This window comes from Amycolatopsis sp. NPDC005232 (genome assembly GCF_040607795.1).
GTDB lineage: Bacteria > Actinomycetota > Actinomycetes > Mycobacteriales > Pseudonocardiaceae > Amycolatopsis.
The window spans coordinates 192492-216033 of record NZ_JBEXHL010000002.1 but is presented as its reverse complement, the minus strand read 5'-3'; the positions used below and the strand labels follow the sequence as shown (position 1 = coordinate 216033).

Annotated in this window: 24 protein-coding genes; 21 read left to right on the top strand and 3 right to left on the bottom strand. The window is 70.7% G+C overall.

Annotation, left to right across the window (positions count from 1 at the left end):
* The first annotated feature begins 15 nt into the window (after positions 1-15).
* Positions 16-1164 (top strand): galactonate dehydratase, encoded by a 1149-nt coding sequence (gene dgoD, locus ABZU76_RS04685; protein WP_354865088.1) that lies wholly within the window; start codon positions 16-18, stop codon positions 1162-1164.
* Complete coding sequence (locus ABZU76_RS04680) at positions 1158-2048, top strand: DUF4380 domain-containing protein (protein ID WP_354865086.1); 891 nt, start codon at positions 1158-1160, stop codon at positions 2046-2048. The genes dgoD and ABZU76_RS04680 overlap by 7 nt, the downstream gene beginning before the upstream one ends.
* 4 nt (positions 2049-2052) lie before the next feature.
* Here ABZU76_RS04680 and ABZU76_RS04675 read toward each other — a convergent pair whose 3' ends face one another.
* Entirely contained in the window at positions 2053-2802 is a 750-nt protein-coding gene (locus ABZU76_RS04675; RefSeq protein WP_354865084.1) for an SDR family oxidoreductase, read from the bottom strand.
* A gap of 123 nt (positions 2803-2925) precedes the next feature.
* Here ABZU76_RS04675 and ABZU76_RS04670 point away from each other — a divergent pair, with 123 nt between their 5' ends.
* The 8 genes from ABZU76_RS04670 (at position 2926) to ABZU76_RS04635 (ending at position 11189) form a co-directional block, all read left to right on the top strand.
* Positions 2926-3558 carry a TetR family transcriptional regulator gene (locus ABZU76_RS04670; protein ID WP_354865082.1) on the top strand — a complete coding sequence of 211 codons (633 nt, stop codon included), beginning with the start codon at positions 2926-2928 and terminating at the stop codon, positions 3556-3558.
* Positions 3559-3707: 149 nt separating this feature from the next.
* A complete protein-coding gene (gene purB / locus ABZU76_RS04665) occupies positions 3708-5135 on the top strand; it encodes an adenylosuccinate lyase (protein ID WP_354865080.1) in 1428 nt (475 codons plus the stop codon).
* Positions 5136-5227: 92 nt separating this feature from the next.
* Positions 5228-6334: an alpha/beta fold hydrolase gene (locus ABZU76_RS04660; protein WP_354865078.1), complete on the top strand. Its 1107-nt coding sequence runs from the start codon at positions 5228-5230 to the stop codon at positions 6332-6334.
* A gap of 220 nt (positions 6335-6554) precedes the next feature.
* Positions 6555-7358, top strand: coding sequence for a transporter substrate-binding domain-containing protein (locus ABZU76_RS04655; RefSeq protein WP_354865076.1), 804 nt, complete (start codon positions 6555-6557; stop codon positions 7356-7358).
* A 48-nt stretch (positions 7359-7406) separates the two neighbouring features.
* Positions 7407-8183, top strand: a complete 777-nt coding sequence (locus ABZU76_RS04650) for an ABC transporter substrate-binding protein (RefSeq protein WP_354865074.1) — start codon at positions 7407-7409, stop codon at positions 8181-8183.
* A 6-nt stretch (positions 8184-8189) separates the two neighbouring features.
* Entirely contained in the window at positions 8190-8960 is a 771-nt protein-coding gene (locus ABZU76_RS04645) for an amino acid ABC transporter permease (RefSeq protein WP_220245122.1), read from the top strand.
* Positions 8957-9697, top strand: a complete 741-nt coding sequence (locus tag ABZU76_RS04640) for an amino acid ABC transporter ATP-binding protein (RefSeq protein ID WP_354865072.1) — start codon at positions 8957-8959, stop codon at positions 9695-9697. The genes ABZU76_RS04645 and ABZU76_RS04640 overlap by 4 nt, the downstream gene beginning before the upstream one ends.
* A 133-nt stretch (positions 9698-9830) precedes the next feature.
* A complete protein-coding gene (locus ABZU76_RS04635; RefSeq protein ID WP_354865070.1) occupies positions 9831-11189 on the top strand; it encodes an FAD-dependent oxidoreductase in 1359 nt (452 codons plus the stop codon).
* Here ABZU76_RS04635 and ABZU76_RS04630 read toward each other — a convergent pair.
* Together ABZU76_RS04630 and ABZU76_RS04625 are read right to left on the bottom strand one after the other, a co-directional pair.
* The gene (locus tag ABZU76_RS04630; protein ID WP_354865068.1) at positions 11125-12369 is read right to left on the bottom strand and encodes a hypothetical protein; all 1245 of its coding nucleotides are present in this window, start codon (positions 12367-12369) and stop codon (positions 11125-11127) included. The genes ABZU76_RS04635 and ABZU76_RS04630 overlap by 65 nt on opposite strands.
* 66 nt (positions 12370-12435) lie before the next feature.
* Positions 12436-13227: an SAM-dependent chlorinase/fluorinase gene (locus tag ABZU76_RS04625; RefSeq protein ID WP_354865066.1), complete on the bottom strand. Its 792-nt coding sequence runs from the start codon at positions 13225-13227 to the stop codon at positions 12436-12438.
* A gap of 47 nt (positions 13228-13274) precedes the next feature.
* On the opposite strand from ABZU76_RS04625, the gene ABZU76_RS04620 reads away from it, so the two are divergent.
* The 11 genes from ABZU76_RS04620 to ABZU76_RS04570 all read left to right on the top strand — a co-directional run bounded on the left by ABZU76_RS04620 (position 13275) and on the right by ABZU76_RS04570 (position 23541).
* Entirely contained in the window at positions 13275-14159 is an 885-nt protein-coding gene (locus ABZU76_RS04620; RefSeq protein ID WP_354865064.1) for a phosphoribosylaminoimidazolesuccinocarboxamide synthase, read from the top strand.
* Positions 14160-14191: 32 nt separating this feature from the next.
* Positions 14192-15025 (top strand): patatin-like phospholipase family protein, encoded by an 834-nt coding sequence (locus ABZU76_RS04615; protein ID WP_354865062.1) that lies wholly within the window; start codon positions 14192-14194, stop codon positions 15023-15025.
* 63 nt (positions 15026-15088) lie between these two features.
* On the top strand, positions 15089-15610 hold the full coding sequence (locus tag ABZU76_RS04610) for an NADPH-dependent FMN reductase (RefSeq protein WP_354865060.1): 522 nt from the start codon (positions 15089-15091) through the stop codon (positions 15608-15610).
* 75 nt (positions 15611-15685) lie between these two features.
* Positions 15686-16393 (top strand): DUF2334 domain-containing protein, encoded by a 708-nt coding sequence (locus ABZU76_RS04605; protein WP_354865058.1) that lies wholly within the window; start codon positions 15686-15688, stop codon positions 16391-16393.
* A gap of 38 nt (positions 16394-16431) precedes the next feature.
* Positions 16432-17007 (top strand): TetR/AcrR family transcriptional regulator, encoded by a 576-nt coding sequence (locus ABZU76_RS04600; protein ID WP_354865056.1) that lies wholly within the window; start codon positions 16432-16434, stop codon positions 17005-17007.
* Between the two features lie 276 nt (positions 17008-17283).
* Complete coding sequence (locus tag ABZU76_RS04595) at positions 17284-18819, top strand: class I adenylate-forming enzyme family protein (protein ID WP_354865054.1); 1536 nt, start codon at positions 17284-17286, stop codon at positions 18817-18819.
* A 74-nt stretch (positions 18820-18893) separates the two neighbouring features.
* Positions 18894-19499: an SRPBCC family protein gene (locus ABZU76_RS04590; protein WP_354865052.1), complete on the top strand. Its 606-nt coding sequence runs from the start codon at positions 18894-18896 to the stop codon at positions 19497-19499.
* A complete protein-coding gene (locus ABZU76_RS04585; RefSeq protein ID WP_354865050.1) occupies positions 19496-20890 on the top strand; it encodes an aldehyde dehydrogenase family protein in 1395 nt (464 codons plus the stop codon). The genes ABZU76_RS04590 and ABZU76_RS04585 overlap by 4 nt, the downstream gene beginning before the upstream one ends.
* Entirely contained in the window at positions 20887-21975 is a 1089-nt protein-coding gene (locus tag ABZU76_RS04580) for a zinc-binding dehydrogenase (RefSeq protein ID WP_354865048.1), read from the top strand. Before ABZU76_RS04585 ends, ABZU76_RS04580 begins: the two co-directional genes overlap by 4 nt.
* Positions 21972-22766 carry an MBL fold metallo-hydrolase gene (locus ABZU76_RS04575; protein WP_354865046.1) on the top strand — a complete coding sequence of 265 codons (795 nt, stop codon included), beginning with the start codon at positions 21972-21974 and terminating at the stop codon, positions 22764-22766. Before ABZU76_RS04580 ends, ABZU76_RS04575 begins: the two co-directional genes overlap by 4 nt.
* Before the next feature lie 10 nt (positions 22767-22776).
* On the top strand, positions 22777-23541 hold the full coding sequence (locus ABZU76_RS04570) for an SDR family oxidoreductase (RefSeq protein WP_354865044.1): 765 nt from the start codon (positions 22777-22779) through the stop codon (positions 23539-23541).
* The last annotated feature ends 1 nt before the right edge of the window (position 23542 follow it).

The window sequence follows — 23542 nt, the reverse complement described above, 5'->3', positions numbered from 1 at the left end:
GGAAATGGGGGCCAGGTGAAGATCACCGGTATCGAGACGTTCCTCGTCGCACCACGTTGGTTGTTCCTGAAGGTGAACACCGACGAGGGCATCTCCGGCTGGGGCGAGCCCGTGGTCGAGGGCCGCGCCGAGACGGTGCGCGCGGCGGTGCACGAGATGGCCGAGCTCGTCGTCGGCCAGGACCCGCTGCGCATCGAGGACCACTGGCAGACCTTGCGCCGCGGCGGGTTCTACCGCGGCGGGCCCGTGCTCTCCAGCGCGCTCGCGGGCTTCGACCACGCGCTGTGGGACATCGCCGGCAAGGTGCACGGGGTGCCGGTGCACGAGCTGCTCGGCGGGCCCGTGCGCGACCGCGTGCGCGTGTATTCGTGGGTGGGCGGCGACCGTCCTTCGGGCATTTTCGACGCCGTGTCCGCACAGGTGGAGGCCGGTTTCACGGCGGTGAAGATGAATGTGGCGGGACCGCTCGCTCCCATCGCGTCACCCGCGGAAGCCAACGCGGCGCTGGCCCGGGCGCGTGAGGCGCGTGAGGCGCTGGGCCCGGAGCGCGACCTCGCCATCGACTTCCACGGCCGGGTCTCGCCCGCGATGGCGCGCCGGCTGGTGAAGATGCTCGAAGAGGTCCAGCCGATGTTCGTCGAGGAGCCGGTGCTGCCGGAGACGCAGGGCGGCGCGTTGGCGTCGGTCGTGTCCGCGTCGACGGTGCCGATCGCGGTCGGCGAACGCCTGTACTCGCGCTGGGAGTTCAAGCCGGTGCTCGACGCGGGCGTCGCGGTGGTGCAGCCCGACCCATCGCACGCCGGCGGCATCTCGGAGCTGCGGCGCATCGCCGCGCTGGCCGAGGTCTACGGCGCGAGCATGGCGCCGCACTGTCCGCTCGGCCCGATCTCGTTGGCGGCGTCGATGCAGGTGGCCTTCGCAACGCCGAACTTCCTGATCCAGGAACAGAGTCTGGGCATGCACTACCACCAGGGCACCGAGGCGCTGAGCTACCTCACGGACTCCGCGCTGTTCCGCTTCACCGACGGTTATGCGGCCCGTCCGACCGCCCCGGGCCTCGGCATCGAGGTCGACGAGGAAGCCGTGCGCCGCGCCGACGAGGTCGGCCACCACTGGCGTTCGCCCGTGTGGCGCCTGGACGACGGCGGTCTCGCCGAATGGTGACCGACGTCGTGTGGCTCGACAACGGGGTGCTGCGCCTCGGCGTCGTCCCGGCGCTGGGCGGGCGGCTGTTGTCGCTGGCACACGAAGGCCTCGAGCTGCTGTGGCGCAACCCGGCGTTGCTGGGTCCCGACCTGCAGCCGCTCGGCGGCCACGTCCTGGCCCCGAACTCCGGCCGGATGGGCGACTGGATCAACTACGGAGGCGACAAGACCTGGCCCGCGCCGCAGGGCTGGGACGGGCCCGGCCAGTGGGCGGGGCCGCCGGACCCCGTGCTGGACTCGGGCCCGTACTCCGTCTCGGGCCTCACCGAGCTGTCGGTCATCCTGACCAGTGGCGTCGAACCCCGCACGGGCCTGCGGTTCACGCGCGAGCTGACACTGGGCTCCGGCGCTTCGTACACGCTGCGGCTCACGGCTGAGAACGCGTCTTCGGCGCCGGTGCGCTGGGCACTGTGGAACGTCACCCAGCTCCCGGGCGGCGGCACCGTCACGGCCGGGCTCGCGGGCATGCGCACGCCGGCTGTCGTGGAGCTCGTGGCGGGCACCGGAAACCCCGAGTACACAGTGGACGGTGGCACGCTCGTGGTGCCGCCGCAGGACGTCGTCGGCAAGCTCGGCGTGCCGGACACCGCGGGCTGGGTGTCGTGCACCGTCGGTGAGACCACCCTCACGCTGTCCTTCGACGTCGACCCGGCCGCGGAGTACCCCGACGCGGGTTCGCCGCTCGAGATCTGGCTGGAGCACCCGCTGCCCGAACCCCTCGCCGACCTGGGCGACCTCGACCCGCCGGCGCGCATCGTGGAGCTGGAAGCCCTCGGCCCGCTGACCACGCTCGCTCCCGGTGAAACGACGTCGCTGACCGTGACCGGAACCGTTTCAGGCTGACGGCTCAGGCGTTCCAGCCGCCGTCGACGCGCAGGTCACTGCCGGTGATGTAGGAGGCGGCGGGCCCGGCGAGGAACGTGATCAGGGCGGCGACCTCGTCCGCGGTGGCGTAGCGGCCGAAGGGCAGGTCCGCGAGGACGCGCTGCCCCAGCGGGGAGTCGTGCGGGATGCCCATGTCCGTCTCGGCGAAGCCCGACACGACGGTGTTGACGGTGATCCGGCGCGGCGCGAGCTCGTGCGCCCACGAGCGCGTGTAGCCGCTCACAGCCGCCTTGGTCGCGCTGTAGTCGGCGAGCCCGGCGGTGTAGGCGCGTTCCCCGGCGATGGAGCCGAGGCTGATGACGCGGCCGCCGTCGGGCATGTGGGCGAGCACGCGTTCGGTGGCGGCGACCAGGCCGAGGACGTTGACCGCCCAGATCCGCTCGCGGTCGGCCTGCGCGATCGTGCCCGTGGTGCCACCGATGAGCGTGCCCGCGCTGTTGACCAGGACGTCGATGTGCCCGAACCGCTCGGCCACGGCGTCGACCATGGCGTTGACCTGCGCGACGTCGCCTTGGTCGGCCTGGAACACCTCGGCCTCGACACCCAGCGCGCGTACTTCCTCGGCAACGGCTTTCGCCTTGTCGGCCGACTGCACGTAGGCGAGCGCGACGTCGGCGCCGGCCGCCGCGAGGTGCCGGGCCGCCGCGGCGCCCAGCCCTCGGCTGGCCCCGGTGACCAGCGCGACCTTGCCGCGTAGCTGCTGCTCTGTCATGGCGACTCCCCGTTCGTTCGAGATGATCTCGGACGATAGTAGGCACTGAGTCCGAAGTTAACAGGACTGAGTCTCATTTTTCTGCCCGTTCGTCCTCGGGCGGTCCGCGCTTAAGCTGGCGTCGTGACAGCGCCCCACCCGACGCCCCACCCGACGCCCCACCCGGCCGCCGGCTCGGTTCGCGAGGCGAAGCGAACGGAGACCCGCGAAGCCATCCGCCAAGCCGCCGTGGTGTTGTTCGCCGAACACGGCTTCGACCAGGTCACCGTCACCGACATCACTCGAGCCTCCGGCGTCGCCCGGAGCACGTTCTTCCGGTACTTCCCGGACAAAGCCGAAGTCCTGTTCGAGGACGATTCGGCCTCGCACCTGCTTCTGGCGAAGGCCGTGGCGGGCGCGGCGCGAGCGGCGGAAGAACCACTCGGTGACTCGTTCGGCGCGGTGATGCGTGTGGCGCGCGCCGCGATCCTCGTGCTCGCCGATTCCAAGGCGATCCAGGCCGTGCGGTACCCGGTGCGCGAACAGCTGATCGCCGAGACGCCTCAGCTGCAGGCGTGCAGTTTGGTCAAGGAGCGTGGGTACACCGACGCGCTGGACGCGGCGCTGGTCGAACAAGGCGCGGCGCCGCTCGTGGCGAGGCAGGCCGCCCACGTCGCGACCGCGTGTTACGACGCCGGCTACACGCAGGCCTTCAGCTCGCCCGAAACGCTTCCGGAGACGGTCGCCGCGGCGTTCGAGCGGCTCTTCGCGCTGTAATTCCCTCGACTGCCCTACCTGGCGTGTGCCAGGCTCTCCGCCGGCTCGGTGCACGGGGTGCCGAGGCCTTCGCGAGGCCGAACCGGTGGGAGCCGTCTTGGATCCCACCGGCCCCGCCCACCTCTGACCTGCACGGGTATCGTGGCCGCGTGACGGACAAGCCCCGGATTCCCAACGTGCTCGCCGCCCGCTACGCGTCGCCCGAGCTGGTGCGGCTGTGGTCGCCCGAGCAGAAGGTGGTGCTGGAGCGGCAGCTGTGGCTCGCCGTGCTCCGCGCGCAGAACGAGCTGGGCGTCGAGGTGCCCGAAGGTGTGCTCGCGGACTACGAGCGCGTGATCGACGACGTCAACCTCGAGTCGATCGCCGAGCGCGAGCGCGTGACGCGCCACGACGTGAAGGCCCGCATCGAGGAGTTCAACGCCCTCGCCGGCCACGAGCACGTGCACAAGGGCATGACCTCGCGCGACCTCACGGAGAACGTGGAGCAGCTGCAGCAGCTGCGGTCGCTGGAGCTCATGCGCAGCCGCGTCGCCGCTGTGCTCGCGCGGCTGGCCGCGCTGGCCGTGGAGCACTCGGACCTGGTGATGGCCGGGCGCTCGCACAACGTCGCCGCGCAGGCCACCACGCTCGGCAAGCGGTTCGCGACCGCCGCCGACGAGCTGCTGGTCGCGTTCTCCCGCCTGGACAACCTCATCGAGCGCTACCCGCTGCGGGGCATCAAGGGCCCGGTCGGCACGGCGCAGGACATGCTCGACCTGCTGGGCGATGAGTCCACTTTGGACCTTATGGAATCGAAGATCGCCGAGCACCTCGGGTTCCGCAACCACTTCGTGAGCGTCGGGCAGGTCTACCCGCGTTCGCTCGACTTCGACGTGTTGTCCACGCTGGTGCAGCTGGCCGCGGCGCCGTCGAGCCTCGCCAAGACGATCCGCCTGATGGCCGGCCACGAGCTCGTGACCGAGGGCTTCAAGCCCGGCCAGGTCGGCTCGTCGGCCATGCCGCACAAGATGAACACACGCTCGTGCGAGCGGGTCAACGGTCTGGCCGTCGTGCTGCGCGGGCACCTGTCGATGATCGGCGAGCTCGCGGGCGACCAGTGGAACGAGGGCGATGTGTCCGACTCGGTCGTGCGCCGCGTCGCGCTGCCCGACGCGTTCTTCGCGCTCGACGGCCTGCTGGAGACCTTCCTCACCGTGCTGGCCGAGTTCGGCGCCTTCCCGGCCGTGATCGAGCGTGAGCTCGATCGCTACCTGCCGTTCCTCGCCACCACGAAGGTGCTGATGGCGGCCGTGCGCGGCGGCGTCGGACGTGAGACGGCCCACGAGGCGATCAAGGAGAACGCCGTCGGCGTGGCACTGGCGATGCGCGAGCGCGGCGCCGAGAACGACCTGCTCGACCGGCTGGCGGCCGACTCACGCTTGCCGTTGGACCGCGGTGACCTGGACAAACTCCTCGCCGACCGGATCTCGTTCACGGGCGTGGCGCCGGCACAGGTCGCGGAGGTGGCGCAGCGCGTGGAGACCGTGTTGGAGCGCTTCCCGGACGCGGCGCAGTACGCGCCGGGCCCGATCCTGTAAGCGGAGCTGACAGGACCCGACGGAAAATCCGGCTACTGCGGAGCGAGGCGGCTTCGTAGCGTCTGGGCACTGGCGACAGAAGAGAGTCGACGATGCCCCTCGCTTGCCGTGCCCTGGTTCTCCTGCTCACCGCCGTGCTGGCTGCTGCGTGTTCGGGCAGCCCGCCGCCGGCACCGGCCGCCCCGGTGCCGGCGTGCCGGGTGGTGAAGACCCCGGTCTCGGTCCCCGGCGTGGCCGCGCCGGGACAGCTCACCGGTGATCTGTGCACGCCCCCGAGCGGCAACGGCACCGTGCTGCTGCTCGTCGCCGGGGGCGGGGAGAACGCCGACTACTGGGACCTGCCCGAGCTGCGCTCCAACAGTCTCGTCCGTGCGGCCCTGGCCAAGGGCTACGCCACCTACGCGCTCGACCGCCTCGGCACCGGCCGCTCGACCGTGCCCGCTTCGAGCACATCGGTGACCTACGACGGGCAAGTGTCCACTGTGGACCAGGTGGCGACGGCGTTGCACAGCGACGCCCAGGTGTTCGGCGCCACCTGGCACACCGTCGTGGGCATCGGGCACTCGCTGGGTTCCGGCACGCTGGCCGGCGTCGCGGCGAGGCACGCCGGAGTGCTCGACGCGCTGATCCTCACCGGGTATGGCGCCGCCGTGACCCCGGAAACCCTTCAGCTCGACAAGCTCTACCAGGTGCCGGCCCGGACCGTCGGGGCCCGGTGGCGAGGGCTGGACGACGGGTACGTGACGGTGCTGCCGGACAAGGTCGAGCAGATCGGCCTCGTCCACGGCCCGGGCACCGACCCGAAGGCGCTGCCGGTGATCGGCGCCCACCAGGGGATTCTGTCCGACACCGAACTGTCCTCACGGCCGCAGGGCGCCGCCGCGGCAGCGCAGGCGGCCCGGATCACGGTGCCGGCGCTGGTCGCCGTCGGCCAGTTCGATCGCCACTACTGTGAGGGCAATCCCGTGGGCGCGCCGCCGGCACCGACTGCGCAGTGCGGTGGCGCGCCCGCGTTCCAGAGCTACGAGAAGAAGCTGCTGCCGAACGCGTGCCTCGCCACCCACCTGGTCGCCGGCAGCGGGCACGCGATCCAGGAGGAGCTCGCCGCGCCGGCTGCGAACGCGCTGTACCTGTCGTGGCTGCAATCCACCTTCGACGGCGGCAAAGCGCAGTGTGCGGAAACCGGCCCGGTGCCGTGATCCACCTCATCCACGAGCGCGGCGAATCCCGCTCAACGGGAAACCGATTCCGGCTCCACCGGCGCCGGCGCGAATTCCTGTGACCGCGGGCACGAAGTCCACGTACTGAGACGAAGTTACCCGATCGGGCGAAATCCCTAATCTCGGACGCAGAACCCGGAAGCGCCAGGCCGCACCCCGCGGCCTGGCGTTTTTCATGTCCGTGAGCCAGGAAGAAGTCATGCGCAAGCTCCTCAGCACTCTCGCCGTCGTAGTCGCCTCCGCCGTCACGCTCACCGCGTGCGGCTCGTCGGACGCGTCGGGCCAGACGCTGCGCGTCGGCACCCTCACGGACGCGCCGCCCAGCATCTACCTCGAAAACGGCCAGTTCACCGGCTACGACAACGAGCTGCTGCGCGACATCGCCAAGCGTGAAGGCTTCCAGGTCGAGTTCGTCGGCACCGAGTTCTCCGGCTTGCTCGCCAAGGTCGCGGGCGGGCAGCTCGACATCGGCAGCTCCACGATCTCCGCCACCACCGCGCGCAAGAAGACCGTCGCTTTCTCCAACGGCTACGACACCAGCTACACCACCGTTGTCGGCAAGAAGGGCGCGAACCTCGCCGACGCGAGCGCTTTCTCGGGCAAGCGCCTCGGCGTGGTGCAGGGGTCGGTGCAGGACGAGTTCGCGGGCAAGCTCGCGGGCGCCGAGGTCGTGCGATTCCCCGACTACAACGCGGGTTTCGCGCAGCTGCGCGACGGCGGCCTCGACGGCTGGGTGGTGCCGAAGGACATCGGCCAGAAGTACCTCGACCAGAACCCGAGCGTACCGCTGGAATTCGGCTACACCGTGCTGGACAAGGACACGCCTTCGGCCTACGCGGTGGCGAAGTCCAATCCGGACTTGCTGGCCAAGCTCAACGACGGCCTCGCGAAGGCCATCGCGGACGGCACCGTCGCCCGCCTGCACGCCCAGTTCTTCAAGCAGGCGCCGGTGGCCGCGGAGCTCGCTAAGGGCGGTCCCGGTCTGCCGGTGAAGAACGCGTGACTGTCCTATCCTGCATCGACGGTTCCGGCCGGGAAGCTGAGGAGTGACATGAAGAAGACATTGGTCACAGCCGTCACGGCGGCGGCCCTGCTCGCCACGCTCACCGCGTGCGGCGGTGGCAGCGGCAGCGGTGGTGACACCCTGCGGGTCGGCACGCTGAGCGACTCGCGGCCCAACGCCTACCAGGAGAACGGCCAGTTCACCGGGTTCGACAACGAGCTGCTGAAGGACATCGCGGCCAAGGAGAACCTGAAGGTCGAGTTCGTCGCGGTCGACTTCTCCGCGCTGCTGGGCCAGGTCGCCAACGGGACGTTCGACATCGGCAGCGCGGGCATCGCGCAGACCGACGCGCGCAAGCAGACCGTGGCGTTCTCCGACCCGTACAACTACCAGTCGCTCGGGATCGAAGCGAACGAGACGGCGGGCATCACCGACGAGAACTCCTTGGCGGGCAAGCGGATCGGCGTGGTGCAGGGCACCGTCTCCGACACCTGGCTCGCGGCCAACGCGCCCAAGGCGCAGGCGGTGCGCTTCCCGAACGACGCGGCGGCGCTGAGCGCACTGAAGTCGTCGGCGATCGACGGCGCGGTGTTCGACGCGGCCTCGGCCGAGGACTACGCGGCGAAGAACCCGGGCCTGAAGGTCACCAAGACGATCACCACGACGATCCCGCACGGGTACGCCGTGAAGAAGGGCAACACCGACCTGCTGAACAAGCTCAACGACGGCATCAAGAAGGCCGTCGCCGACGGCACCTGGAAGAAGGTGCACCAGCAGTTCGAGCCGAACGAGCCGGTGCCCACCGATTTCGCGGCGGGGCAGTAGTCCACGATGGATCAGTTTCTCGACACGTTCCTCAACTGGGACTACATCTGGCAGGTCTTCCCCGACCTGCTGAAGACGGGCCTGGTCAACACGCTGATCCTCGCCGGGGTGTCGGCGGTCATCGGCACCGTGCTCGGCATGGTGCTGGCAGTGATGGGACTGTCCAAGAAGGTCTGGCTGCGCTGGCCCGCGCGGGTGTACACCGACATCTTCCGCGGCCTGCCGGCGATCCTGACGATCCTCGTGATCGGCCAGGGTCTCGGCACGCTCGCGCGGCCGATCGTCGGCCACAACCCGTACCCGCTGGGCATCACCGCGCTGAGCCTGATCGCGGCGGCCTACATCGGTGAGATCTTCCGCGCGGGCATCCAGAGTGTCGAAAAAGGACAGCTGGAGGCCAGTCGCGCGCTGGGCATGACCTACACCAAGGCGATGCTGCTGGTGGTGATCCCGCAGGGCGTGCGCCGCGTGCTGCCCGCGCTGGTGAACCAGTTCATCGCGCTGGTGAAGGATTCGACGCTGGTGTACTTCCTCGGGTTCCTCACCTCGCAGCGCGAACTGTTCCGCATCGGCCAGGACCTGGCGGCCAACACGGGCAACCTCTCGCCGCTGGTGGCGGCCGGCGTGGTGTACCTCGTGATCACCGTGCCGCTCACGCACCTGGTGAACTACATCGACAAGCGCCTGCAGACCGGCCGCAAGGTCCGCGCCGACCCCGGCGACGACGGCGGCGGCAGCAGCCTGACGCTCGTGAACACCGAAAGGGTGAGCCTGTGACCACCGCCGTGCGTTCGTCCAGTGTGGAGCTGCGCGACATCCACGTCAGCTTCGGCACGCTCGAAGTCCTGCGCGGCGTGGACCTGAGCGTGGCCAGCGGCCGCACCACGTGCGTCATCGGCCCGTCCGGCTCGGGCAAGTCCACGCTGCTGCGCTGCGTCAACCGGCTGCAGGAACCCGACAGCGGCGACCTGCTGCTCGACGGCACCAGCGTGATCCACTCGAACCCGGACGCGCTGCGCCAGCGCGTGGGCATGGTGTTCCAGCACTTCAACCTGTTCGGGCACCGCAGCGTTTTGGACAACATCGTGCTGCCGTTGCGGAGCGTGAAGCGACTGTCCAAAGAGGAGGCCACGGCGATCGCGCAGGCGCGGCTGGCCGAGGTCGGTCTGGAGGACAAGGCGCCGTACCGGCCGTCGGCGCTGTCCGGCGGGCAGCAGCAGCGCGTGGCCATCGCGCGGGCGCTGGCGATGGACCCCGAGGTGATGCTGTTCGACGAGGCCACCTCCGCGCTGGACCCCGAGCTGGTCAAGGGCGTGCTGAACCTGATGGCGGGCCTGGCTTCGCGCGGCCTCACGTTGATCGTGGTGACGCACGAAATGGGCTTCGCGCGCAGCGTCGCCGATGAAGTGGCGTTCATGGACGCGGGGCGAATCGTGGAGCAGGGCAGCCCGGACCAAATCTTCGAAAACCCGCGCAGCCCGCGGTTGCAGCAGTTCCTTTCGCAGGTGCTCTGAGCGCTCTCGGCAATTTCCCCGAATTGATCGCGCGTATCACGAAATTCGGTGACTTGACCGGAGAGTTCGTGAGCGTAGTCTCGGCCCCGCACTTCACCGCATTCACGCTCGAGGCGAGAGCGAGGACGACGAGATGGGTGGAGCCGGGGAGCTCGCCGCGCAGGTCAAGGGCGGGGTCTATTTTCCAGGCGACGTGGGGTACGACCGGGAACGGGGCGGGTTCAACCTCGCGCTCGACCACCGGCCGGAGGTGGTGGTGGCGGCCGCGGCCGAATCCGACCTGGTCGCGGGCGTGCGCTTCGCCGCGGAGCACGGGCTGGCCGTCGACGTGCAGTCGACCGGCCACGGCGCGCACCGCTCGATGGGCGGCGGCCTGCTCGTCACCACGCGGGGCCTGAACCGGGTCGAGGTCGACCCGCGGCGGCGGGTCGCGCGCGTTTCGGCCGGCGCGACGGCGCGCGACGTCCTCGTCGCCACTGCCGCACACGGCCTGACCGCGCCGGTCGGGTCCGCACCCGGCGTCGGCTACGTCTCCTACAGCCTCGGCGGTGGCCTCGGCATGCTCGGCCGGCGCCACGGTTACGCCGCCGACCACGTACGCCGCTTCGAGATCGTCACGGCGGACGGCCGCGAGCTCACCGTGACGGCCAGGCAGCACCCCGAGCTGTTCCGGGCCCTGCGCGGTGGTGGCGGTAACCTCGCCGCGGTCACAGCGCTGGAAACCAGTCTGGTGCCGCTGCGCGAGCTCTACGGCGGCAGCCTGTTCTTCACCACCGAGCGCGCGCCGGTGGTCATCGAGCGGTTCCGGTCGAGCCTGGCGACGGCGCCGCGGGAGCTGAGCCTGTCGCTCGCGTTCCTCGCCTTCCCGGACACGCCCGGCGTGCCCGAACCGCTGCGGGGCCGGTTCTGCTGCCACCTGCGCGTGGCCTACCTCGGCGCCGCGGACGCCGGCCGGCGGTTCGTCGAGCCGCTGGTCATGGCCGGCCCGTTCCTCGACACGGTGACGATGATGCCGATGACCGACCTCGGCTCGATCCACGCCGACCCGGTGGGCCCGATGCCGGTCGACAGCGAGAGCCTCGCGCTGACCAGCGAGGACGCACTGGAGATCGTGCCGTCGCTCGTGGATCCGCGCGCGCCGTTCATGCTGGAGCTGCGCCACCTCGGCGGCGCGCTGGCCGACGAACCCGAGGTCGCGGACGCCGTCGGGCACCGCGCGGCGCGGCTGAACGTGTTCACGTCGGCTCACCCCGGCGCCGCACCCCGGTCGCAGTCGCACGTGTACGAAGCCGTCTCGGAGTGGAGCTCCGGCGGTCCACTGAGGACGTTCCTGCCGACGAGCCACACCGACGCGTCGTCCTGCTACGAACCGGCCACGGCCGCGGAGCTCGCGCGCCTCAAGGACGTCTGGGATCCGGGCGACGTGTTCAGCTTCGCCCCGGCCGTGGTGGCACCAGCTCTTCGAGCCAGTCGAACATCCGGTTCTCGGTGAGCAGCCGGCCCATCGGCTGCACGTGCTCGTTGGCGCCCTCCGCCACGGTGAACCGCAGCAGGTCGGCACGGCCGCCGCGCCCGCGCACGAGCTCGGCGAGCCGGCTGGACTGGCCGGGCCAGAACTGCTCGTCGTCGGGGTCGGTGATGAGCAGGGGCGTGGTGATGGCGGCGACGGTTTCCTCGTCCAGCTGGTACTTGTCGACGGCTTTGAAGAGGTCGTACCAGTCTTCGTGCGAGTAGGGCCGCGCCCGGAACGTCAGGGTGCGGCGCAGGCCCGGCAGCCGGACGGCGAGGCCCATGTCGCGGTTGAACGCGTCGCGCTCGCCGTGGTCCAGCGCGCTCCGCATGCCCTTCGACAGGGGGCGCATCCAGGAAGTCGACACGTCGACCACGCCCGGGTCGATCACCGCGGCGGCCAGGCGGTGCTCGAACGCGAGCGCGCGGGGCAGCCAGTAGCCGGCCTGGCTGATGCCGTAGCCGGCGAGCTCGGCGACGTCCGGGCGGTCGACGAGCGTGTCGACGACCGGGGTCAGCACGGCTTCCCAATCGTGGCGGAAACAGGTTTCGCGCTCGAACAGCATCGACTGCTGACCGGGGCCGTCGTAGAGGAACGCATTCCAGCCGCGGGCCAGCGCGCCGGCCGCGGCCGAGGTCCACAGGTCGCTGAGGGCGCCGTCGCTGCCGTTGGTGATGACGAGCGTCGGACGCGAGGTGCCGGACGCGTCGGGGCGCAGGAGGTAACCGGGCAGCTCCGTGCCTTCGTAGGGAACCGGGACGCGGAGGAAGGCGCCGTCGGAGCAGTCCACTACGGCTTCCCAGCATTCCCGATGGGATTTGAACGCTTCCTTCAACGCGGCCGTGTCGTCCCCTGTGGACAGTCCGTCGACGACACAGGCCCAGTACGTCGCCGCTCGCAGATAGTGGGAGCCGGCGCTGACCAGGTGGCCGGCTTCGCGCGCCTTCGCGGCTTCGTCCTGCACCCGGGTCGCCGTCCGCTCCCATTCGGGCGCCCAGTCCGTCGCCCGGCCGACGCGGGCGATCGTCGCCAGCACCTCACCGACCTCACTCGCCCCGCGCACGGCGCGGCCGAGCACTCCGCGCGTGGCGAAATCGAGCTCGTCGTCGCGGAAGAATCCCGCGGAAATGACCTTGTTGCCGTGGGAAACCAACGCCACCATCTGTGCCTCCCCATCTTTCGTCCACACTCGCCTCTCGGTGCGGGCGTTGACAAGGCGGGGTTTTGCTCAGCCGACGGGGGAAGCGGTGATCGTGCATTCCTCGGCGGCGCCCAGATTCAGTACCGCAGCAGCGGATCCGCCGTTCACCGCGATGGCCAGGTGGCCGGCGGAGTCGGTGAAAACCAGGTTCGCGCCCGGAGGCACGTCGCCGAACGTCCTTCCGATCCTCGCCGATACCGCGACGCGTTCGCTGTGGACCGTGACGCCGCCCCTCAGGCCGGTCAGCTCGAGGTCGGCGGGGGTGGCGGCGAGCTGGACGTTGCCGAAGTGGTCGACCGTCAGCACGTCCGACACGAGCTTCCCGGGGAACGCGGCGATCAACGGCTCCGGCAGCCGGACCAGATCGTCGACCTCGGGCCCGAAGCTCGCGGGTTCGGCCCCGAGCGCGAGGCGGGCGGCGGCCGGGGCGAACACGTCGCGGCCGTGGAAGGTCGCCGACGCCGGGTCGGGTACGTCGATCTCGTAGGCCTCGATCACGCCGCCGAGCGCCGCCGCGGCGGGCAGGAGCAGGCCGTTGTCGGGCCCGACCAGCGGGCCTCGGGGGGTGACGACGACGATGCTTCGTCTTGCGGTTCCCACGCCGGGGTCCACCACGGCCAGGTGCACGGCGTCCGGCAGCGACGGCACGGTCTGCGCCAGCACCGCCGCGCCCGGGCGCACCTGGTGCGGCGGTACGAGGTGCGTCACGTCGAGCACGCGCACGTCGGGCGCCAGGCGCGCGATCACCCCGTGGCAGGCCGCGACGAAGCCGTCGCGCAGGCCGTAGTCGGTGGTGAACGAGATCCAGCGGTAGCGCATGACCTGCATCATCCTCGGTCCCCGGGGCCTCGGGTTAGGGTGCAGCCGTGACGAAGCTCGCCGAATACCCGAAGATCGCCGCCGGCAAGGTCCGGGAGCTCTATGCCGTGGGGAACGACCACCTGTTGCTGGTCACGTCCGACCGCATCTCGGCCTACGACTTCGTGCTGGACACGCCCATCCCCGACAAGGGGCGCGTCCTCACGGCGATGAGCGTGTTCTGGTTCACCCAGCTCGCCGACCTCATCCCGAACCACCTCGTGGCCTGGGACGACCCGCGCATCCCCGCCGAGGTCCTCGGCCGGGCGCTGCTCGTGCGGCGCCTGGACATGCTGCCGGTGGAGGCCGTCGCGCGCGGGTACCTCACGGGGTCCGGCTTCGCGGACTACCAGCGCAGCGGCTCGGTCTGCGGTGTCGAGCTGCCGGGCGGCCTGGTCGAGTCGGCCCGGTTGCCCTCGCCCATTTTCACGCCGGCCACGAAGGCCGAGCTGGGTGAGCACGACGAGAACGTGTCGTTCGAAACGGTCGCGGCGCAGATCGGCTTGGCGCGGGCGACCGAGGTCCGCGACGCGACGCTCGCCATCTACCGCCGCGGCGCCGAGTTCGCGGCCGAGCGCGGCATCCTGCTGGCGGACACGAAGTTCGAGTTCGGCCTCGACGCCGAGGGCCGGCTCGTCCTCGCCGACGAGGTCCTCACCCCCGACTCGTCGCGCTACTGGCCGGCCGACGGCTACGAGCCCGGCCACGCCCAGCCGTCGTTCGACAAGCAGTACGTGCGCGACTGGCTCACCGGTCCGTCCGGCTGGGACCGCGCGTCGAACACCCAGCCGCCGCCGCTGCCGGACGACGTCGTGGCCGCCACGCGTGCCCGATACGTCGAGGCCTACGAGCGGATCAGCGGGCTTTCGCTGGCCGACTGGCCGGGCGCCTGAAACTGTCGGTGGGCGCTGGCAGACTGGATCACATGAGCGAGGCTTTGGTACTGGGCGGCGGCGGGGTCGCGGGGATCGCGTGGATGACGGGCCTGCTGGCGGGCCTCGCCGACGCGGGGCGTGACGTCAGCGGGGCGGACCTGATCGTCGGCACGTCGGCGGGCTCCACCGTCGCCGCGCAGATCGGCAGCGGGTTGAGCCTGGGCGAGCTGTACGTCCGGCAGACGGACCCGGCGCGTCAGTCCCCGGAGATCCCCGTCGAGGTGGACCTGGAGAAGTTCGGCGAGCAGTTCGGCGCCGCGGTTTCGGCCGGCTCGGTTCTCGAGGTCCGGCGCGCGGTCGGCGAGTTCGCGCTGTCGGCCTCCACTGTGCCCGAGTCGCGCCGCCGCTCGGTGATCGAGGCGCGGCTCCCGTCGCACGAGTGGCCCACCCGCGCGTTGGCGATCGTGGCGGTCGACGCGTTCTCCGGCGAACCCCGCGTCTTCCGCAACGACTCGGGCGTGTCGCTGGTCGACGCCGTGGCCGCCAGCTGCGCCGTCCCGGGCATCTGGCCGCCGGTCTCCATCGAGGGCCACCGCTACGTCGACGGCGGCGTGCGGTCCGCGGACAACGCCGACTACTCGGCGGGGTACGACCGGGTGCTGGTGGTCATGCCCCTGGGCTCGGCGGACGTGTTCCCGACGGAGAAGCCCTTCGCGGACGTCGTGGCTTCGCTGCGCGCCGGCGGCTCCTCGGTGGCCGTGGTGGAACCCGACGAGGCCTCCCTCGCGGCGATCGGCCAGAACCCCCTCGACCCGGCGACGCGCCGCCCGTCCGCCGAGGCGGGGCGGGCGCAGGGGAAGGGCTTGGAGATCGTCTGGTCGTGATCGCTTCATGAGTGAGGCAGAAAACAGGCAGCCGACCCGACTTTCACTGGCAGACTGGCGTCCGTGATCCTGCTCATCTGCGGCAGTCTGCGGGGCGGTTCGGTGAACGCGGCGGTGATCGGGACCGCTGCGGGGTTCACCGAGTCCAAGGTCTACGCGGGCCTCGGCGACCTCCCCCACTTCAACCCTGACGACGACCAAGACCCCCTGCACCCGGCCGTCGTGGCGTTGCGCGCGGAGGTCGGTGCGGCCGACGGCGTGCTGATCTGCACGCCGGAGTACGCGGGCGGCCTGCCGGGGTCGTTCAAGAACGTGCTGGACTGGACCGTCGGCGGCGGTGAGATCTACGGCAAGCCCGTGTCGTGGATCAACGCGTCGTCCGTCGCGGCCCCCACCGGCGGTGCGGACGCCCACGAATCGCTGCGCAAAGTCCTCACCTACGCCGGCGCGCGCATCGTCGAAGACGCCTGCGCGCGCATCCCCATCCCGCGCCACACCGTGTCCGACGGCGTCATCACCGACCCCGACCTGCGGGGCCGGATCGCGATGGCCGTGAGCAGGTTGGTGGAGGCCACCAAAGCCTGACACTGCGCAACTCTCATGTGTCCTTTCTGCGCAGTTCACGGCGTTGTCAGGCAGGCGCCACCGGGCTGAGGCGCAATGGGACACGTGGATGCTCGCCTGCTGGTATCGCTGTCCGGGGCCACCCCGCGCACGCTGCACCGCTGCGCCGACCTCGCGTCGGAGCTGGAGCGGCGGCGGGTGCCGCTGTCGCTCCTGCACGTCGCGCGGACCGAGGACGGCCCCGTGACCGCCTGGGTGCGCACGCGCGCCGCCGCGGGGGACTCGGTGCTGCTGCACGGCTACGACCACCGCATCACGCCGACTCACCGCACCGTTCAGCTCGGCCGTCGCGCGGAGTTCGCCGCGCTGCCCGCGCACGAGGCGCGCTTGCGCCTGATCGCTGCGAAGGCTGCGCTCGACACCACCGGCGTTGCCGTCGACGGCTTCGCGCCGCCGCGCTGGCTCGCCTCGGAGGGCACGCTGCAAGCGTTGCGGGAACACGGGTTCACGCTCTGCGCCGACGCGGGTTCCGTCCGTGACCTCGTGACGGGCGAGGTGCGCCGGGCGCGCGTGCAGGAGTTCACGAGCCAGTCGCACCGCACCGAGACGGTCCGCTGCTTCGCCCTCGTGCTGGCCTCGGCCCGCGCCGCCCGTCGCGGCGGCCTGGTGCGCCTCGGCATCGACGCCGCCGACCTCACCCGCCCCGGCCTGCGCCAGGCCCTGCTCGACGCGGTCGACGTCGCCATCGAAAACCGCGCCTTCGGCAGCACCTACGGCTCCCTGCGCCGCGCGGCCGCCGCCTGACCCCACCCGTCAAGCCCGCGGCTGGAATCATGGGCCGCATGGCGGAAACGAAGACCACGGTGAGCCCTGCGGCAGTCCGCGACGCCGCCCTCACCCTGTTCGCCGAACGCGGCTACCACGGCACCGCACTCAGCCAGATCGCCGCGGCGCTCGGCATCCGCACGCCCAGCCTGTACAACCACATGCGCGCCAAGCAGGACCTCTTGCGCGACATCGTCGCCGACACCACCGAACAGGTCTGGGCCGACTACGAGGCCGCCGTCGCAGGCATCGACGACGTCGCCGAACGCCTCCGCCGCGCCACTCGCATCTACGCCCTTCGCCACGCCACCCATCGCCGCGAAGCCCTCATCGTCAACCGCGACATCGCCAGCCTCGAAGACCCGGCCCGCACGGCCGTCCTCGAACTGCGCCGCCGCCACGCCCAGGCCTTCCGCACCCTCATCGAACAGGCCGGCCCCACCGACGAGGAATCCGCGACGCTCGCGGCGTTCGGCATCCTGGAGATGTGCGTCAGCATCGCCCGCTGGTTCCACGAAGACGGGCCCCTGTCGGCAGAGGCCGTGGCGGACAAGTACAGCGAGTACGCACTGCGCGTCGCGGGCCTCGCCTGAGGATTTTCGCCGACGCGCACCTGCTTCGCCTGATCACATCGCCGAGTCTTCGGCGAGTGCCGCCGACCTGACCGCAAGCCCCGAGCGACCGTGCCGCGACTCCGATCTCGCCCGCCAAGACCGGCCTGGGTGGAAGGCCACGCGTCCCACAGTTGCGCACCTGTCCCTCGGCCAAACCACCCGAATCCCCACCCGACCGCACCTTGCCCCCGCCGCCCCTCCTCCCTACACTCCATCAACTAACTATCATTAGTTAACCTCGCGGTGGAGATGTCGATGCTCAGAGTCGAGTTGATCCGTCCCATCCCTCAGCTGCTGGTCGGGCACGCGGCGCGCTTCGGGGGCAAGGTCGCGTTCTACGACGATCGCCGGGCGGTGACCTACGGGGAGCTGGCCGAGCGCACCCGCCGGCTCGCCGGGAACCTCGTGGATCGCGGCGTGGCCCGGGGTGCGCGGGTGCTGATCTACCTGGAAAACAGCGTCGAGACGGCCGAGGCGTACCTCGCGACCACGCGGCTCGGCGCGGTCGGCGTGTGCGTGAACCCCAACGCCGCGCCCGCGGAGGTCGCGTACCAGCTCGCCGACAGCGAGGCGCGCGTCGTGATCACCGACGACGCGCACGTCGAGCACGTTCGCGCCATGGTCGACGGTCGGGAAGCGCTGGTCGTGCTGGTCACGGAAAACGAAGCACCCGAAGAGAACTACGAACACCTCGCCACCACTGAGCCGAAATCCGCGCCCCGGGACGACCTCGGGCTCGACGACGTCGCGTGGATGCTCTACACGTCCGGCACCACCGGTCGCCCCAAGGGTGTGCTGCTCACGCAGCGCAGCTGTCTGTGGGTGGTCGCCGCGTGCTGGGCCCCGATCGTGGGCCTCACGTCGGCCGACCGGGTGCTCTGCCCGCTGCCGCTGTTCCACTCCTACGCCCTGGACCTGTGCGTGCTCGGCGTCTTCGCCGTCGGCGCGACGGAGCGGATCCTGCCGCGCTTCTCCACTCCCCGTGTGCTCGAGCTGCTCGAACAAGAGCCGTTCACGCTGATGCCCGGCGTGCCCACGATGTTCCAGTACCTCCTGCACGGAGTCCGCGGCACGCCGTGGCGCAGCACCACGCTGCGCATGTGCGTGTCGGCCGGCGCGATCATGCCGGCGGCGCTGAACGCCGAGTTCGAGGAGGCGTTCGGCGTGCAGCTGCTGGAGGGCTACGGCATCACCGAAACGTCCACAATGGTCACCATGAACACCCCGGACGGCGGACGGGTGCTGGGTTCGTGCGGGCTGCCGTTGCCCGGCGTCGGCGTGCGCCTCGTTGACCCCGTGACCGGCGAGGACGTCGGCGTCGGCGAAGAGGGCGAGCTGTGGGTCAGCGGCCCGAACATCATGCGGGGCTACCACAACCGCGCCGAGGCCAGCGCCGAAGTGCTGCGGCTCGGCTGGTACCGCACCGGCGACCTCGGCCGCCGTGACGCCAACGGCTTCCTCACGATTTCCGGTCGCACCAAGGAGCTCATCATCCGCGGCGGCGAGAACATCTACCCCGCCGAGGTGGAAGCCGTGTTGTTGAAGGTGCCCGGCGTGGCCGACGCCGCCGTCGTCGCGCGCAAGCATGCCGACCTCGGCGAGGTGCCGGTGGCGTTCGTCGTGCCCGAACAACCCGGCGCCCTCGACGTGGCCACGCTGCGCGCCGCGTGCGCGCAGGAGCTCTCGCACTTCAAGGTGCCCGAGCAAATCCTCGAAATCGACGCCATCCCCCGCACGGGCTCCGGCAAGGTCATGCGCTTCCGTCTGCAGGAACGCCTGGTCGACGCCTGATTCCGACCGCGGGTTGACCGTATCGAGCCGCGCCCCTACTCTGCAAACTAACGTTAATTAGTAAGGTGGTGTACGTGGACCTCTCGAACACCTTCACCGTGGATCTGCCGGTCGACGCCGCTTGGCGCGTGCTGACCGACCTCGAACGCGTCGCGCCCTGCATGCCCGGCGCGGCCCTGCTCGGTGTCGAAGACGGCGTGTACCGCGGCGCGGTGAAGATCAAGGTGGGCCCCGTTTCAGCGAAGTACCAGGGCACGGCGCGCTTCGTCGAGAAGGACGACGGCGCCCACTACGCGGTGCTGCGGGCCGAGGGCAAGGACGCCGGCGGTCAGGGCAACGCCGCCGCGACCGTCACCGCCACGCTCACCGCGCAGGGCAGCGGGACGAAGGTCGACGTGCGCACCGACCTGGCGCTGTCCGGGCGGGTCGCGCAGTTCGGCCGCGGCGTGATCGCCGACGTCACCGGCAAGCTGCTCGGCCAGTTCGTCCAACGCCTGGAAGCGGAGGTCGCGAGCGCCGCGCCGGTCAAGCCCGTGAACCTCGACGACGTCGAACCGCTCGACGTGGTGGCGAGCGTCGGCGGCACGGTCGCCAAGCGCGCGGTGCCCGTCGCGGCCGTCGCGCTGCTGCTCGTCGTGCTCGTAATCCTCCTGGCGCGCAAGGGAAAGGCGACGCAGTGACCGTGGTTCGTGAACCCCACCTCTACGTTGGTGGCCAGTGGATCGCCGGCGGTGGCACCGACTGCGAGGTCGAGAACCCGGCCACCGAGGAGCTCGCGGGTGTCGTCACGCAGGCCTCGCCCGCCGTCGTCAACCTGGCCGTGGCCTCGGCCAACGCGGCGTTCGACGGCTGGGCCACCACGCCGGCCGCCGAGCGGGCCGCCGCGCTGCGCCGTCTGCACGACGTGATCACCCGGCGCGCCGACCGGTTCGCCGAGCTCATCACGCTCGAACAGGGCTCTCCACCACCGGTGGCACGGAAGTTGCATGTGGACACTCCGCTCGCCGTGTTGGCTCAGACGGCCGACGCCCTGGAAGAGTTTCCCTTCCGGAGCAAGCTGGGCAACTCCGTGATCCTGCGCGAGCCAGTCGGTGTCGTCGCCGCGATCACGCCGTGGAACTTGCCGTTGCACCAGATCGTGGTCAAGGTGGTCCCGGCGCTGGCGGCCGGCTGCACCGTGGTGCTCAAGCCCGCCGCGCTGACGCCGCTCACGGCGTTCGAGCTGATGCGTGCCTTCGAAGCCGCGGGGTTCCCGGCCGGCGTGATCAACCTGGTCACCGGCGGCGGCGGCGACGTCGGTGACCAGCTCACGCGCAACGCGAGCGTCGACCACGTGTCCTTCACCGGCTCGACGCCGGTAGGGGCACAGGTCGCGGCCGCGGCGGCGGAGACGATCAAGGGTGTCACGCTGGAGCTGGGCGGGAAGTCCGCGAGCGTCGTTCTGTCCGATGTGGATGACGCGCTGCTGGCCAAGGCCGTGAAGGTCACCGTTGCCAACTGCTACCTCAACGGCGGCCAGACGTGCACCGCGCTCTCGCGGCTGATCGTGCCGGCCGACCGCTTGCAGCAGGTCGAGGACCTGGCGGCCGCCGCGTCCGCGAAGTACGTGCCCGGCGAGCGGCTCGGGCCGCTGATCTCGGCCGGGCAGCGCAAGGAGGTCGAGAGCTTCCTGGGCTCGGGTGAGGCCCGCGTGATCACCGGGCCGGTCGAGCTGCCCGAGCGCGGTCACTACGTCACCCCGACCGTCTACAGCGGTGTGGATCCGGACTCCCGCCTTGCGCAGGAAGAGGTCTTCGGCCCCGTGCTGGCCATCCTGTCCGCGGAGTCCGACGACCACGCCATCGCCATCGCCAACAACTCGCGCTACGGCCTCGGGGGTGCACTGTGGACCGGTGACCCGGACCACGCGCTGGAGTACGCCGCGCGCATCCGCACCGGTCAGGTCGACGTCAACGCGGCGCCGTTCAACCCGCGCGCGCCGTTCGGCGGGTACAAGGCGTCGGGCATCGGCCGGGAGATCGGCGACTACGGCATTTCCGACGTCCTCGAGATCAAGGCGGTGCAGCTGTGACCGAAGTGAACGCGTTGGTGCTCCGGGAAACCGGCGCTCCGATGACCGTCGAACGCATCCGCCTGCGCGATGTCGGCCCGCGTGACGTGCGGGTGCGCATCGACGCCACCGGCGTCTGCCACTCCGACCTGTCACTGGCCCGCGGCGTGCTCGCGCAGCAGCTCCCGGCCGTGCTCGGGCACGAGGCGTGCGGAACGGTGCTGGAGGCCGGCGCTGAAGTCACGGATCTGGCCGAAGGCGATCGCGTGATCTTGCTGTGGATCACGCCGTGCGGCGACTGCGTCCACTGTGGACGGGGGGAGGCACACCTGTGCGTCAACGGGGCCGCGCGTGGCAGCGAACCGTACGCGTCGGACACGGACGGAAACCCTGTCTACGCAGGCCTGACTGTCGGTTCCTTCGCCGAGCAAACCGTGGTCCCGGCCGCCGCGGCGGTGAAGGTGCCCGACGACATCAGCTCCGCCGACGCCGCGTTGCTCGGCTGCGCGGTGACCACCGGCGTCGGGGCCGTCACCAAGACCGCGCGCGTCCAGCCCGACTCGTCGGTGCTGGTCGTGGGTCTCGGCGGCGTGGGCTTGGCGGCGATTCAGGGCGCGAAGCTTGCGGGCGCCCGCACGATCATCGCCGTCGACCGCAACCCCGACAAGGCGGCTTACGCCACGAAACTCGGCGCCGACCACTTCGTCCCGGCCGACGACACCACGAAAAAAGCCGTGCGCGCCCTGACCGGCGGCGAAGGCGTGGACTACGCGTTCGACTGCGTCGGCTCGGCCCGCACCATCCGCGACGCGTGGGGCATGACGCGCCGCGGCGGCACCGCGTGCGTGGTCGGTGTCGGCGGCAAGGACGAGCTCGTCTCCTTCAGCGCGCTCGAACTGTTCCACTTCGCCCGCACCCTCGTCGGCTGCGTCGCCGGCTCGCTCGACGCGGCCCACGACCTGCCGAGGTACTTCGAAGACGTCCGAAGTGGACGGCTCGACCTCGCCGAGATGGTGACCGGCCACGGTGGACTCGGCGACATCGAGAACGCGCTCGCCGACATGGCCGCCGGTCAGGGCGTGCGGACGCTGGTGGTGCCGGCATGAAGGTCGGAGCGCTCACCATCGAGCCGGTCTACGACGGCTACGGCCGCGAGCCCGCCCGGGAAGTCCTCGTGCGACCGGACGTGCCCGACGCGTGGGCCTGTCACGAGCACTTGCTCGACGCGCGCGGCGATCTCGACCTCACGCTCGGCGGGTTCCTGTTGCGCACCGGCGACCGCGTGGTGCTGATCGACGCCGGTGTCGGCACGATCGACAACGACAAGTACCACGGCGGGCAGTTCCTCGAGAGCCTGCGTGAACACGGCGTCGCTCCCGACGACGTGACCGACGTCGTGTTCACGCACCTGCACTTCGACCACGTCGGCTGGGCCACCAAGAAGGGCCAGGTCGTGTTCCCGAACGCGACCTACCGCGTGCACGCGGCCGACTGGGCGCACTTCGTCGACAGTCCGGACGCCGAACCCGGCGCGGTGCGCAAGCTGTCGCCGCTGGCCGAGCGGCTGGAACCGTTCGAAGCGGACACCACGCTCGCGCCCGGCCTCGACACCCGGCACGTGCCCGGCCACACACCCGGCTCCACGATCTTCGTGGTCTCCAGCGAGGGCGAACGTGCGCTGCTGCTCGGCGACGTCGCACACTCCACAGTGGAGCTCACCGATCCGACGTGGGAGGCGATCTTCGATGTCGACCGCGCGGCCGCGCGGAAGGTGCGCGCCGGCTTGATCGAGGAGCTCACCGACAGCTCCGATGCGGTGGCCGGCGCGCACTTCCCGGGTCTGCGGTTCGGTCGCGTCGTGACCGTCTCCGGCGAGCGCCGGTTCGAGCTCATCTGAAAGGGAACCCATGGACCTCAAGCTCAGCGGCAAGAACGTGCTGGTCACCGGTGCCGGCCAAGGGCTCGGCCGCGCGATCGGGATGGCGTTCGCCGTCGAAGGCGCCAACGTCGCGTTCCACTACAACACCTCCTCCGACGGCGCCGAAGCCGCGGCGAAGGAAGCGGCCGCGCTCGGCGTGAAGGCCATCGCCGTGGGCGCGAACCTGCGTGACGGCGACTCTGTGCGCACGGCCGTCGCCGACGTCGCGGCGCAGCTCGGTTCGATCGACGTGCTGGTCAACAACGCCGCGGCCACGCAGAGCAAGCCGTTCCTCGAGACCACGGAAGAAGACTGGGCGCCGCAGATCGGTGTGACGGTGGAGGGCACGCTGCGGATCACCCAGGCCGTCGCGAAGCAGATGGTCGACGGCGGTGGCGGCGCCATCGTGAACCTCATGGGCGACTCCGGCCGCGTCGGCGAGTCACGGCTGCTGGTCACGGCCACCACGCGCTCGACCACGGTCGGCCTCACCAAGTCGCTCGCCAAGGAGCTGGCCCGGCACGGGATCCGCGCCAACGCCGTCTCCATCGCGCTCGTTCAGACGTCCAGTTTGGACGACCACACCGGACACGCCGACGACGCCAAGATGAAGAAGATCCTGTCGGCCTACCCGTTGCGCCGCCTGGGGCGCGCCGAGGACGTCACCCCGACCGTGCTGCTGCTGGCCTCCCCGATCTCGTCCTGGACCACGGGGCAGATCGTGTCGGTCAACGGCGGCTACACGATGCCGTGAC